This is a genomic window from Paenibacillus sp. MT86 (assembly GCF_058792535.1).
The window spans coordinates 1,965,596-1,978,511 of sequence record NZ_CM179499.1; the positions used below are offsets into that span (position 1 = coordinate 1,965,596).

Genomic DNA, 12,916 nt, shown 5'->3' on the forward strand with positions numbered 1-12,916 from the left:
GGCAGATTCGCGATCGGCTTCATGAGCGCTTGATGCTTCCGGTTATTTGCCGGTAGTGATCACGTTATTGATTTTTTCAGCCATCACATCCAGTTCGGTGATCGGGGCTTTGCCCATCAGTATGTTTTTCCATGATGCTTCGATGAACGGGTACGCTTTGCCCGCCCACGTCGACAGGAAACGAACCGGCTGCGTATTCGGGGATTTCAGAATATGATCGAGGCCTTCGCCTACTTCGGGATGGCCCGCCGCTTTCAGCGCATCGTAATAAGCTGCGGAAGAAGCCTGGTAGGCTGCAGGAGCGACCGGGGTCGATGGGAGGACCTCTTCATACATTTTGGAATCCAGGTACTTGAGCACTTTCCATACCGCCTCGGGATTTTTGAGCGTTGCCGGGCTGGACCAGCCTACGGCGTCGTAAATCTCGGTCTGGCTGTTCACCACCGGCATCGGCGCGTAGCCCCATTCCAATTCCTTGGGAGCCGTGCGGATCAGATCGTCCGCTACCCACTGTCCTTGCAGGGTCATCGGAACTTTGCCTTGTTTGAACGAGCTCATGGCATTCGTTAAATCAAAGGTAGGGGGATTCATGTAGCCGTTTGCAATCGCGGACTTGTACTTTTCGACGCCTTCCCGGAATTGGTCGCTGATTTCCACCTTCGTCGGGTTGATGATGGCGTCGGCGAAGGGAGCACCGCCCGCGGAAACCGAATAGAGTGAGACGTGGAAGGGATCAAGGGGGGCATAATAACCGAATTGCTGCACGCCGCCTTGATTGCTCGAAAGCTTCTCCATCGCCGCAAAGAATTCGTCATAGGTCCAGCCGATTTTCGGTTCCGGAAGGCCTGCCTCCTGGAAGGACTTTTTATTGTAAAAAATGCCGTACGTGTTCAAGAGACCCGGTAAGCCAACGAGCTTGCCATCATAGTACCAGCTGTCCACCACGCCTTCGTAAAAGCCCTCCATGAACGCTTTGTCCTGGGTGGCAAGCTCCGTCCAGTCGTAGAGTAGTCCCTTGCCGGCATTATCGAGCAGCATGTCGTTGCCGGTCATGAAGATGTCCGGCGCTTTCTTGGCCGTGATCATCCCGTTGATCTTGACGCCGTAATTATCCAATGGCGTAGGGATGAGTTTTACTTTGATGTCGGGGTTTTCCTCTTCGAATTTTTTCATGGATGCCATGATTTTTTCGTTCATGGCCGCCGACTCCCAAGTAATCATCGTGACTTCGACGGGTTTGCCGGATCCCGCGTTATCTTGTCCGGACGGCGCGTTCCCGGAGTCCGCCGAACCGGAGCCTCCGCCGCCGTTCCCGCCGCAAGCGGCCAGCAGACTTGAGAAGAACAATAAAGCGATGATAGCGCTGGCCCACCCTTTTGCACCCTGTCTCATTGAAAGACCTCCCCAAAGGTAAATTTAATGAACTGAACATCACCTTGTTTTCGCTTCAGCCAACCCGGTCTGCATCACCTCCCATCCGTGAGGACGACTTACTTCAAGCCTGCGGAATTCATGGAGCCGAGCCCCTGCATAAAAAATTTCTGGCCAAAGAAAAAGAGCAGCAGCATCGGCAGGATATAAATCAGATCCGCGGCCATGAACAAATTCCAGGCTGTCGCATAGGTGCCCGTATAGGTAGCCATTGCCAGAGACAGCGTCCATTTGCTCGGGTCGATAATATAGAGCAGGGGTTCCAAATATTGATTCCATGCGCCTTGGAACGCAAAGATCACCATGGTCATGATCACCGGCATCGACATGGGCACCAATACCTTAAGCAGCACATACAGGTCCGAAGCCCCGTCGATTTTGGCCGCCTCGTCAAACGAAACGGATATCGTTCTTAAATACTGGACGAACAGGAACGAGAACGTGGCGTTTCCAAAAAAAGCGGGCACGATGATAGGCAGCCACGAATCGTACCATCCGATGCTGGTGTACAGATTAAACATGGGAATCATGCCTACGAATCCGGGAAGCATGAGGCTTCCTATAAATAGCGAGAACCACAGCTTCCGCCCCGGGAACTTCAGCCGTGCGAGCCCGTACCCGACCAGCACCGAGCTGATAATCTGCCCGATCGTGCAGGTGATGGCAATGAACAGGGAGTTTCCGAATGTTTGCCAAAAGTTGATTTCCTTCGTTCCGGTCACGAAATTGGACCAATGAAATTCCCGCGGAAACCATTCGGGCGGAATTTTGAACACGTCATTGTTGCTCTTCAGCGCAATGGTGACCATCCAGAAGAGAGGGAACAGCATCGCTATGGCGCCGATGGCCAAGACCATAAATCGAAAGGCGTCAATCCAATTGAACCTTGCTCGCCGCTTCACGCGAATGTCCGCTGGATTCAGGTTTCCTCTTAGTTCCGGCCGTACTTCCGCTTGCATCGCTTCTTACCCCCTTATTTGTCGCTTTCGTAATAAACGAACCGGTTGGAGTACCGGTATGAAATAACGGTAAAAATCATGATGATAACGAACAGAACCCATACCTCCGCGATGGCATATCCAAACATTCTTCCGTTGAAGGCATCGGTATAGATCTTGTAATTCAGCAGGGAAGTGGAAAAATTCGGCCCGCCTCCGGTCAGCACCTGAACCTGGTTAAACGCCTGGAATGCGCCGATGATGCCGAGTATAAGCTGCAGAAACAGGATGGGCGTGATCATCGGAAGCGTAATGTTGATCGACATTCGCCATCTGGAGGCGCCGTCGACTTCGGCGGCTTCATACATGTCCTGCGGAACCGACTGCAGCCCGCTCAGAAAGATGATGACGCTGGAACCGACCTGCCATAAACCGATCAACACGATGGATGGAAGCGCTGTCGTTTCGCTCGTCAGCCATGTGCCCGGCGGCAGCCCGAACTCCCTTAGCAGCGAATTCGCCAGCCCGTATTGCGGCTCATATATGAACTGCCACAACGTGAGCGTAGCGATGGAGGGAACGACCACCGGAAGATAAAAGATGGTACGGAACCATTTGATGCCGGTCAGGTTTTTGTTCAGCATCATCGCCAACGACAAACCTAGGATCAGTGATAACGGAACACTCAGGATCACGAAATAAAACGTCGCGCGGATCGATGGCCAGAAAGCCGGATCCTCCGTGAACAGGTATCTAAAGTTCTCGAAGCCGATAAAACGGGGGGTGTCGTACCCGCTCCATTCCGTCAAGGCATAATACATGGACGAAAGCAGGGGATATCCGACAAAAACACTAAAGCCGATAATGGACGGCAAAATGAACAGATAGCCGATGACCCAGCCGCGTAGCTTTCTATTGGTTCCCATGATGATCCCGATGACCTCCTAGGCGTTCATTCGCTTTGACCCGAATGCCGTTATAGTCCATGATCAGCTCGCAGAACATCATATTTGCCCAAGAAAACCATGGGCGGGTATAACGGGCAGGGTCGTCGACCAGAAATCCCTCATGCATCATGCCGGTGCCAGCATCGGTATCCGCCATTAACCGAAGCAGCCGAAGCTTCTCCTCTTGATCGGTGGTCGTCAAGCCCTGAATGGCCAGCCCGATCGGCCATATATAACGAGTCGGCGTATGGGGGCTCCCGATGCCGGAGGCGGCAGTGCCTTGGTAATAATACGGATTGGCCTGGCTCAGCACGAACCGGCGGGTATTTTGATAGACCGGGTCATCGGCGCTTGCATAACCCAAATAGGGGATGGACAGCAGGCTGGGGACGTTGGCGTCATCCATAAGCAGGTGGTTTCCCATTCCGTCCGTCTCATAGGCGTAAATTCTGCCGTATTCGGGATGGTCGAGTACGCCGTACATCTCGATGCCATGCCGGATTTCATCCGCCAGTTTCGCCGCTTCCGCCGCCATCTGGGGATCGCGAAGGACGTCTCGGCAAATTTCCGCCAGATAACCGAGCACGACGACGGCGAACATATTCGACGGAATCAGGTATCCATAGGCGCAGGCGTCGTCGCTCGGACGGAAGCCGGACCAGGTCATTCCCGTATAAGCCACTTCCGTGCCTTTGCCGCCGCGGGGCAGCGTGTCGCTTGGAGGACAATCAAAGCGTTCGAAATAATACGGCGATTTCGATTCATGATGCTGTTCGGTTCGCCAAAGGGCCAGAATCGCCTTGGCAGCTGAATGGAATGTGTGATCGAGGTGAGAGGTTCTGCCGGTTTCTTTCCACAACAGGTAAGCAAGTTGGAGGGGGTAACACAATGAATCGACCTCATATTTGCGCTCCCAAAGCCAGGGGTTCATGGCGGTGCGATCGTTCTGATGGCCTTGACCGGAAGGCGAATCGTTAAACGCGTTGGCGTAAGGATCCAGCAGGATGAATGCCGACTGCCTCCGTACGAGCCCTTCGATCAGATCGGCCAGTCTGGGGTCTTGGCCTGCCGGAACGAGGAACGGCCGGATTTGCGCCGCCGAATCCCTCAGCCACATGGCCGGAATATCGCCGGTAATGACAAAGGTGGTGCCGTCTGGCTGTCTTCGGATGGTCGATCCCAGCGTGTTGTCCAGCATGCTCCTGAACATATGCCCAAGTTTTGGATCATCCGGGGTGCCTTCGGATATCGTGCGGTGCAAATCGTGCAAAACAGCAAAATAGTCCAACGTAAACATTAGCTCTTCTCCCTTCCATAGTTCCGGGTGTCGATCGTTGCTGTCATGCCTATATATAAAACGCTTACATTCAATATAATTACATACCAATTTAATGTCAATATATTATATTTAATAAATTTTATGCTGTTATATTATTTTGTTGTTCTGCGCGAGTTAACGGTGGTTCTTTGGAGCGTTTACTTTGGTTTGAAGTGAGATCTCTTTGTTTTCAAGATGTGGATTCTGCTGATTATTTGATTTATATCATGTTATATTGATATGGGGCGTACCTCTGGATTTTCGATGTTTCGGATCGTATATGTTTGGCAGCAGGATCCATTAGATCCGCAGAAACTCCATTGGCCCAAGAGAGCGAATGGCGTTTGGAATTTACGGGAAAGCGATAGCGCATTTAACGTTTTTGCGCATCAGTTTCCCCCGTACAGGCACTTCTGGGCCGCTGCCTACATACAATGAGAAGACCGAGAAACCGAGCGCGATAAGGGCCGGTTGCATTGTAACTTCGCAGGAGGTGTCCTAAAGTGCCTGGATTGTTTACCGCAATTGCTTTGTTCATTAAAGAGTTGACCCTGCTCGTTTCGTATGTGAAAAACAACGCGTTTCCCCAGCCTCTGACCGAGGAGGAGGAAGCTAAACATCTGCAGCGAATGGCCGAAGGCGATCCTCAGTCGCGGAATAAACTGATTGAGCATAATCTTCGGCTGGTCGCGCACATCGTCAATACGTTGTGAACACGAACCGATGTCAGGAACCTGCGAGGTTTGTGTGCAGCGGGCGGTTTGTGAGGTGAGGGTGGACGAGCCATATGGGCTTCCCCATAATATGATGAGATACGGAGGAGCAACCATTCGTTCAAGCCGATGCTGAAGCGAAGCCAGAACTGAAATGTAGGAGTGAAGGTGGAAAAAGAGCATGGAATGATCGTGTCATTCCATGCTCGAGCAATCATTTTATGAACTCATACGTTTTCTTAATGTCGTTTGTTAGCGATGTAAAAACAAGTTGTTTCTCTTGCACAGGCAAATGGCAGCTAAGAATCAGCAAGTCAACAAAATCGGGCTGCTCCTCAGCAATTTCATCCCAATAGTTTCTGCCGAACTCCTTCATAACCGCAAGTAAACGATTCACGTTTAATGGAATTGGATGTCAATTTTTTTCTTGTTGTCATCTTGCGTTTTGGGCATATGAATTTCCAAAACACCGTTTTTATAGGTTGCTTTAACTCCTTCCGTTTGAACAGGACTTGGCAATGGAACAGAACGTTGGAAGCGGCCGTAAAAACGTTCCTGTCTGTGCATCTGTTCTTCTTTGACCTCATGAACTCTGTTTATCGAACCGCTAATGGTAAGGATGTTACTATCCACGTGGATATCTACATCTTCCTTCTTTTCCAAACCGGGAATATCGCATGTTGCAACAACATCTTTTTCGGTTTCGTGAACATCAATGTTTAGTGTACCGAGGTTTTGGCCAAATCCCGTTCTCAACGAAGGGAATTCATTGGAAAAGAAACGGTCTAATTCTTTTCTCATGCTTTCAAGATGGCGAAAGGGTTCGTATGGAATCAACGACATACGGAAAAGCACCTCCATATTTATTTTTACGAAATTTATAATATCCAATATACGCCGAATTATGCAGTTGAAGAAATATGTTCCGTTGTGTATGTTGAGGCACTATCCGTATATAGCAAAGAAGAATGGAGCTTAAACCAGCCGGTCTGTCAGGGCCGGCTTTCTGCTTCTTCTGGGTTCAGTGCGGTGTATGCTATACTGGTGTAACACTGCTTGAATGCAACAAAACAACAAATTCCTGATTGAACAGAGCGGATAGGAATATAAATCGGACAGGTATGTTTATATACTCGAAATACTCAAAAGGAGAACAGACGATCATGGTTTATAGATGCAGAATCGAACTGAATGAGATCGCACCGAAGCTTTGGCGGGAGTTTCAATTTCATCCGGACGTGACGTTTCATCAGCTTCACAAGATTGTTCAAGTAGTCATGGGATGGGAAAATCGCCATTTATACGAATTTCATGTCAATGGACAAGTGATCGGGCTGCCAGATTCGACATTCGCGGATATGGGAGGCCGAGAGGTCATAAACGCACGGAGGGAAACCGTTAAGAAGCATCTTCAAGAAGAACGTACTGATTTTACGTATGTCTATGATTTTGGCGACGATTGGCAGCACACGGTTACGTTGATCAAAATCGACTCAACGACATCCGATCCAACTCCATTGTGTCTGGATGGAGCACGCAGCTGTCCTCAGGAAGATGTAGGAGGCGTTTGGGGCCATCAGCATCTGATGGAGGTCTTGCTTACTCCCAATCATCCGGAGCGGGAGCATTTTATGGGCTGGGTTCGTGAAGGTTATGATCCTGAATATTTCTCCTGCGAAGAAGTGAATCAGGAGCTTGGGCGGCAGAAGGACAAGCTGACCCCCAAATCACTGGTTAAGCGGTCGGCAGGGAACAAGCCTGTAAAATTGACCAAGTCGGTATTGAATAAACATCTGAAGCAGTTAAATAGCGACCAGCTTATCGATTTGGTCAAGGCTTGTTATGGAGCCAGCAAAGATATGGAGAAATTTCTTGCTGTAAGAATTCTAGGCGATGAAGCGGTAGAATCTATCTTTCAAGAATATCGCAAGAAGGTGGAGCAAGAGTTTTTCCCTGAGCGGGGATTTGGCAAGCTGAGACTCCAGGAAGCGAAACATGCGATTTCGGAATTCGAGAGATTGACTGGAAATGCCAGGTACGCCCTGGAATTGAAGCTGGTCTACGTCGAGAATGGAGTCGATTTCACCCTAAGCTACGGGGATATCGATGAACGATTTTACTACAGTATGGCGTCCATGTATGCCGATATCATTGATCAAGTAAATGAAGATGAAACAACCGAGTTGTTCGACGAATTCGAGGAGCGCCTCGAAGCCGTGGTTTCGAAAACAGAAGGGATCGGCTGGGGTTTTCATGACCATTTGGCTAATCTGCACGCTCAAATAAGATGGATTTAGGTGGGGAACTTAATGCGCGGCAGGAAGAAAAATAAGCGGACCGGTCAGAAAGCGGAATTCACGGGGCTGTTGGAACAAGACGAGAATTTCTATTTTATCGCCGGATATACGGATGGCGGCTTCCCGTATGGAATCACGTGGGAGGAATATGAGGCGGAACAACGCGGCGAGTTGATCAAAGCGATAGTAGCTGAGGGAGAACCTATGAAAGAATTGAAATTGACCAGGCAGCAGTTTCAGGAGATTGTGGATGCATACGACATGTACTTAGAAGGAATAGAGTCCTTCCTGAATATCGAAACTGGAGATGTTGTCACGTTACGAACGTTTGACCGGGATGAAGAGGACGAAGAATTAAGCGAGGTCATTGAAGAAGGCTTTAATGAAATTTACTTTCGGATACCAGAGCGGGAATCGGATGAAGGATTTACCGACATGGTTGATTTTGCGGAAACGGTTGAAGATAAAAAGCTGCAGTCCACTTTGATGCACATATTGAGCGGCGGCAAGAGAATATTCCGAAGATTCAAGGATGCGTTATCTTCCGACAGCGAGCAGTTAGAGCGGTATTACCAGTTTGTTGAAGAGCAGAATCGCAAACGTGTTTCGGATTGGTTGGAATCCATTGAAGTGAAGTTGATTCTCGAGTAATAAAGAAATGTTTGGGCAAGGGATACCGGTGAAACGTTCTTCAAGACAGACGATGATTAAGCTGTATGCTCAAGCGGTCATTTCGGAACTTCAACAATTTGGTTATCCCAATGATCAAGCTAACGCAGTCTTTTTTCGACACTATCGAGACATGAAACGCTTATTTGGTCTTGAGCAGAATGTATGCGATTTTGCAAAGATGATGGATGAATTTGAACGTGCCATGCAGAAGAAGCATGACCCGAGTTATCCCAATTCAATTGCTGTTGGCCATCTAAACCACTTGGCTAAAACATACATCCTTAAGCATAAAAGCAACAAATGAGCAGGATTATTTTCCAAATGGCAACCGATATACGACCTGTGTCGCTGTCACCATTTCTAAAAGATGAATATGTCGACGCTGCGGCAGACCAACATATTCCCTTCTTTACCACGGTGCGATCTTATCAGGTGTTCATCGACTATTGGAATTCCAAAATGGAAAGAAGCATCCAAAGGGGGTGGTCCTCTTGAATTTATCCGATTTTTCCAGATACATAGATCCTGCAGTTGTACACAGAGGGAAGGAATACGCGTTCGAAGGACGGGTAATTTCCTTGAAGTCCATTGCCGATGAAAAGTACACTGCGGTTGTGCGCGGGTACGAGGATTATGAGGTTTATGTAAGGCTAGACAACGAGAACAACATAATGGAATCGGAATGCGATTGTCCGTACGATTTTGGACCGGTATGCAAGCATCAAGTCGCTGTATTCCTCGAGCTTAAGAATAGAGAAGCAGACGGGGTATCTTCACCGGAACCGTCTCTCCGGCAACTGTTGGAAGCAGAGTGCAAGGAGAAATTAATCGAATTGCTGCTCTCGATTGCATCGGATTCATATACCGCGGAAGAGCGCATCAGACTCCACTTGTCGAAAAGGGGCGCGGATCAGGAGTTGGACGCCTGCCGACGGTTGATTCGATCCTACATTGACACATATTCGGATGATCATGGTTTTGTGTCTTGGCGGAACGTAAGCCGCGAGGTGGAAGGTGCGGAGATCGTCGCTGAAAAGGCTCTCTCCGCCTTCGATGAAGAGGAATGGTTGCACGGGCTGGCGATTCTGTTTTGCATCATCGAAGAGATGATTGAATTATTGCAGTCCGCCGACGATTCGGACGGTGGAGTCGGGATCGTGATCGAAAGCTGTCTGGAATCGATCTTCAAGCTGGTTCAGGATCACCATCATATTCCGGCGGAAGAACGCTTGAAGATTTTCCGCCGGTTGTTGGAGGAGACACACCAGCCTTATTACGACGGGTGGTCGGATTGGCAGCTCGCGCTCCTCGAGGCGGCGGGCGCGCTGATCGAGTCGGAACAGATGCAACATCAATGGGATGATGCGGCGGATTCGCTCCTGGGTCATACGTCCGGAAGCAATTGGTCGCGGGAGTACACAGACGAGCGGGTAACTGTGCTCCGATATGGTCAAATTTTGGAACGTTCAGGTGAAGAACAGGCGAAAGCTTATTTGTATAAACATCTGCATTTCCCGGAAATTCGGGAGATTGCGATTCGAGCGGCGCTTGAGCAAGGCGATGCCGAGGAAGCGATCCGATTGGCGGAGGCCGGGGAAGCCCAAGATCAGGGGCTGCCGGGGCTCGTCTATCGCTGGAAGAAATATCGGTATGAGGCATACCATCGCACAGGACAAGTCGAACAGCAGCGGAGACTCGGGATGGAGCTGATTGTGAACGGAGAGTATGCGTATTATCGCTCTGTGAAGGATACATTTTCCGATGAGGGAGAATGGACTTTGTATTTGCAAGATATGTTAGATCAATTAGAGCAGAGCCCGAGGGGAGAGCATACGTATACCCAAATTCTGGTGGAAGAGGAGATGTACGCACGGCTTTTGGAACATGTCCGCAAGGCACCTTACCGAATTGAATCGTTCTATGAGCAATTGCTTCCGCATTACCCGGAGGAGGTGAAGGCGCTTTTCGTGGCATATATCGAATTCCGGGCGGATCAATCCAGAGACAGGCGAGATTACGCCGATGTTTGCCGGATCATTCGAATGCTTCAACAGGTTGGCGGACGGAAAGAAGCGTTCACCGTCACACAAGAATTGTTAACCAAATTTCCGCGAAGACCGGCTTTCCGGGAGGAGCTGGGGAAGATTCGTTTTTGAACTTTATGGGAATAAGAAGTAACGCGGTTTGAGCATAGCTTGATTTTTGTGAGTGGGTGGACAAACTGGTATGCGAGGCCTGTAATTTTGATCTGAAACGAGTATGTTATAATAATGGCAAGATTAAGTCGGGTTGGATGGTGATCTATGATGGATCGTATTCAAGATTTGCAAAAACTGATCAAACTTACGGGCGATCGCGCGAAACTGGATGCAAAAGCGAACGGAACTTATATTGTCTATCAAACGGAAAAAGGCCAGATTGTCAAAGAATATGCAAACGGTGTGATCGAGCCAATCGACAATCCTGGGGTTCATCATGAATGAGTACTCCACAGTGATGGTTGTATTCGCCGGCAATAACGGCAGCGGCAAAAGCACCATTCGCAATTTGATAGTGGACAGGCTTGGTATCAGTGTCAATATAGATCCCGACGCTTTAGCTCGGAGCATTGATTCTGACCATCCGGATCGCCGCAAAGTATCCGGCCGGCGGTAATGCGATACGACTGATACGGGAAGCCAAGGCGAACAGCTAACTCATATCCATCTCATTGATCATTTGATTGTGATTGATAATAGCGAAGTTTCCGGTAAAATCGTTATGCAAGATGAACATAGTATTTTAAAATATCAGGCCGAATCTCTTCCAAAATGGGTGCATAAGATCAAGGATCAGTTACATTGATTATGGAGAATCATATGAAGTTTGAAATTAGCAAATCTATGGAAAACAAAATTAATAATTGGGATAAATGTGAACCCAAAGATGTAACGGGAGCAAAGTTTGCGTACATATTTATACCAACAAGTCTAGGATTGGTTATCAAGGTCCAGTGTGATGTTTGTAAAAGGGAATTACTACTAACCGAAGATGATTAAATCTTGAATTTTACATTTCTCCCAATGTGAATAAGGAATTCTACGCGACCGGATTAGATCTGGTCGTTTTTTTGTGCAGAACATATATTCGCTGACAAAGTGTTGTCATGACTTAACTATAAAATGAGCATTTTGCATAATTCCGAATTTGGATAAATCATAGGAAGAACAGACATTGTCTCGTCTCTAAATCACGCGTTTTCTGAAAAAGGACAGACCTCCAGAATTTTTGAAGTTTGAACTTTTTAAGCGGCGGCTTGCTTTCTTCTCGAAGCAGTTGAGAGCGCAGATACGAGTAGGACGATGGCGTTCAAATACTGCTGCGTAGTGACTTTTTGAACGCCCCAGACATGCAGGCTATCCGCGGACAAATACGTTTTCATTCGAGAATTGCACCGTTCCACGCTGGTTCGTTCATTGTAAAGCTCTTTCCAGCGCTTGGTATCGCGATGCGGATTACTATATCGCCTTAGATCGTCCTTCGTATCGACTTTGACGACCATGCCATAGTTGGACGCTGAGCAAGTGGCCATGCCTAACGGGCAATCTACTTTGCCTGTGGCATGCGGACAACGAAACTTCAAGTAATCGCCGTCGGCGCCCCAGTAAGTCATCGCGAACCCCATCGTACAGCAGGGTGTTCCGTTTGTCGTCATGCCAGCGGGCGGTTCTTTTTCTCCCCGAGGATTGAGAGGAATAATGGCTTGAGCGTTCACCTTTCGAGCCGCTTCGTACACTTTCATTTGGTCATAGCCCGCATCAAGCATGAAGAATCTCGTGCGTTTATCGACAGCAACCTTCTCAATCAGGCTCGGCGCCATTTCTCCATCATTCACATGCGCTGGCGTGACTTCGAGCGCAAGTGGAAGTTCGCTTTTCGTATCCACCGCCAAGTGGAGCTTATAGCCGAACCAAGTCACTTTATTACCGAAGGAGTCGAACTTCGCTCCCCAGTTCGCATTGCCCGTTTGCTCGCTTTTTCGCTTAGGCTGCTTCTTTTCGTAAGCGTGAATCGAGGCACTGTCGATCGCAACATGATTTCCGTCGATGATGCCGTCTTGCTTGCAGCGATTGACCAAGTCTTCGAACAACTGTTTGGCCAGCTCTTTCTTCGTCAGCTCGGCAAAGACTCTGCTTAATGTAGCGATGGATGGAGCCTCGCGGTCGAGTGGAAGTCCGCATTGATAGCGAAACCTAAGATCGGTACTCAGTCGATGATGTAAACCAGTAAATGTCTGGATACGTTCTAGAGGAGCAGCAAGAAGGGCGCGCAAAATGCCTTCTCTGCAATGCCCGTCGGCTCCTCGGGGTGAACGACTTCTCAGTTCTTTCGCGTAAGGACGGAGGTCCAGCACACTGAAAAAGATCGGCAAACGATCTTTTGACTCGATTTTTAGCAGTTCCTCAAAGGAAAACAGACTTTCTTGGAGAATATACAAGAGACTTTACCCCTTCTTGAGTTTTCTGGATTGGTCTCTTGAAAACTTCTGCAAGTTGGGGTAAAGTCCCTTTTTTATGCCTGAAAATCCTTGCGTAGCAAGGGCTTAGATTACTGCAAAATA

Annotated in this window: 12 protein-coding genes and 1 pseudogene; 7 read left to right on the forward strand and 6 right to left on the reverse strand. The window is 48.6% G+C overall.

The window, feature by feature from the left end; all coding sequences use genetic code 11:
* Positions 1-42: 42 nt before the first annotated feature.
* The 4 genes from AC3RCL_RS08460 to AC3RCL_RS08475 form a co-directional block, all read right to left on the reverse strand.
* A complete protein-coding gene (locus tag AC3RCL_RS08460; RefSeq protein WP_096773002.1) occupies positions 43-1,392 on the reverse strand; it encodes an ABC transporter substrate-binding protein in 1,350 nt (449 codons plus the stop codon).
* 98 nt (positions 1,393-1,490) lie between these two features.
* Positions 1,491-2,390 carry a carbohydrate ABC transporter permease gene (locus tag AC3RCL_RS08465; protein WP_192569260.1) on the reverse strand — a complete coding sequence of 300 codons (900 nt, stop codon included), beginning with the start codon at positions 2,388-2,390 and terminating at the stop codon, positions 1,491-1,493.
* A gap of 14 nt (positions 2,391-2,404) precedes the next feature.
* On the reverse strand, positions 2,405-3,295 hold the full coding sequence (locus AC3RCL_RS08470) for a carbohydrate ABC transporter permease (RefSeq protein ID WP_492535174.1): 891 nt from the start codon (positions 3,293-3,295) through the stop codon (positions 2,405-2,407).
* On the reverse strand, positions 3,282-4,613 hold the full coding sequence (locus AC3RCL_RS08475; protein WP_375121063.1) for a glycoside hydrolase family 125 protein: 1,332 nt from the start codon (positions 4,611-4,613) through the stop codon (positions 3,282-3,284). Before AC3RCL_RS08475 ends, AC3RCL_RS08470 begins: the two co-directional genes overlap by 14 nt.
* 524 nt (positions 4,614-5,137) lie before the next feature.
* On the opposite strand from AC3RCL_RS08475, the pseudogene AC3RCL_RS08480 reads away from it, so the two are divergent.
* Positions 5,138-5,335, forward strand: a pseudogene (locus AC3RCL_RS08480) (RNA polymerase subunit sigma-70); the annotation flags it as partial.
* Between the two features lie 411 nt (positions 5,336-5,746).
* Here the strand turns inward: AC3RCL_RS08480 and AC3RCL_RS08485 are convergent.
* Positions 5,747-6,190, reverse strand: coding sequence for an Hsp20/alpha crystallin family protein (locus AC3RCL_RS08485; RefSeq protein ID WP_492535175.1), 444 nt, complete (start codon positions 6,188-6,190; stop codon positions 5,747-5,749).
* A gap of 320 nt (positions 6,191-6,510) precedes the next feature.
* On the opposite strand from AC3RCL_RS08485, the gene AC3RCL_RS08490 reads away from it, so the two are divergent.
* The 6 genes from AC3RCL_RS08490 to AC3RCL_RS08515 all read left to right on the forward strand — a co-directional run bounded on the left by AC3RCL_RS08490 (position 6,511) and on the right by AC3RCL_RS08515 (position 10,971).
* The gene (locus AC3RCL_RS08490) at positions 6,511-7,644 is read left to right on the forward strand and encodes a DUF6155 family protein (protein ID WP_492535176.1); all 1,134 of its coding nucleotides are present in this window, start codon (positions 6,511-6,513) and stop codon (positions 7,642-7,644) included.
* Between the two features lie 12 nt (positions 7,645-7,656).
* On the forward strand, positions 7,657-8,295 hold the full coding sequence (locus AC3RCL_RS08495; protein WP_492535177.1) for a UPF0158 family protein: 639 nt from the start codon (positions 7,657-7,659) through the stop codon (positions 8,293-8,295).
* A 7-nt stretch (positions 8,296-8,302) separates the two neighbouring features.
* On the forward strand, positions 8,303-8,620 hold the full coding sequence (locus AC3RCL_RS08500; RefSeq protein WP_492535178.1) for a hypothetical protein: 318 nt from the start codon (positions 8,303-8,305) through the stop codon (positions 8,618-8,620).
* Positions 8,621-8,798: 178 nt separating this feature from the next.
* Positions 8,799-10,472 carry an SWIM zinc finger family protein gene (locus AC3RCL_RS08505; RefSeq protein ID WP_492536303.1) on the forward strand — a complete coding sequence of 558 codons (1,674 nt, stop codon included), beginning with the start codon at positions 8,799-8,801 and terminating at the stop codon, positions 10,470-10,472.
* Positions 10,473-10,619: 147 nt separating this feature from the next.
* Positions 10,620-10,799, forward strand: a complete 180-nt coding sequence (locus AC3RCL_RS08510; RefSeq protein WP_015253841.1) for a hypothetical protein — start codon at positions 10,620-10,622, stop codon at positions 10,797-10,799.
* Positions 10,800-10,809: 10 nt separating this feature from the next.
* Positions 10,810-10,971, forward strand: a complete 162-nt coding sequence (locus AC3RCL_RS08515; protein WP_492535179.1) for a hypothetical protein — start codon at positions 10,810-10,812, stop codon at positions 10,969-10,971.
* Between the two features lie 628 nt (positions 10,972-11,599).
* On the opposite strand, the gene AC3RCL_RS08520 is transcribed toward AC3RCL_RS08515, so the two are convergent.
* On the reverse strand, positions 11,600-12,793 hold the full coding sequence (locus AC3RCL_RS08520) for a transposase (RefSeq protein WP_028407136.1): 1,194 nt from the start codon (positions 12,791-12,793) through the stop codon (positions 11,600-11,602).
* Between the last annotated feature and the right edge of the window lie 123 nt (positions 12,794-12,916).

Bases quoted from the DNA above. Each gene is read 5' to 3' on its own strand.
- AC3RCL_RS08460 (WP_096773002.1), bottom strand. From the start codon at position 1,392: ATGAGACAGGGTGCAAAAGGGTGGGCCAGCGCTATCATCGCTTTATTG.
- AC3RCL_RS08465 (WP_192569260.1), bottom strand. From the start codon at position 2,390: ATGCAAGCGGAAGTACGGCCGGAACTAAGAGGAAACCTGAATCCAGCG.
- AC3RCL_RS08470 (WP_492535174.1), bottom strand. From the start codon at position 3,295: ATGGGAACCAATAGAAAGCTACGCGGCTGGGTCATCGGCTATCTGTTC.
- AC3RCL_RS08475 (WP_375121063.1), bottom strand. From the start codon at position 4,613: ATGTTTACGTTGGACTATTTTGCTGTTTTGCACGATTTGCACCGCACG.
- AC3RCL_RS08485 (WP_492535175.1), bottom strand. From the start codon at position 6,190: ATGTCGTTGATTCCATACGAACCCTTTCGCCATCTTGAAAGCATGAGA.
- AC3RCL_RS08490 (WP_492535176.1), top strand. From the start codon at position 6,511: ATGGTTTATAGATGCAGAATCGAACTGAATGAGATCGCACCGAAGCTT.
- AC3RCL_RS08495 (WP_492535177.1), top strand. From the start codon at position 7,657: ATGCGCGGCAGGAAGAAAAATAAGCGGACCGGTCAGAAAGCGGAATTC.
- AC3RCL_RS08500 (WP_492535178.1), top strand. From the start codon at position 8,303: ATGTTTGGGCAAGGGATACCGGTGAAACGTTCTTCAAGACAGACGATG.
- AC3RCL_RS08510 (WP_015253841.1), top strand. From the start codon at position 10,620: ATGATGGATCGTATTCAAGATTTGCAAAAACTGATCAAACTTACGGGC.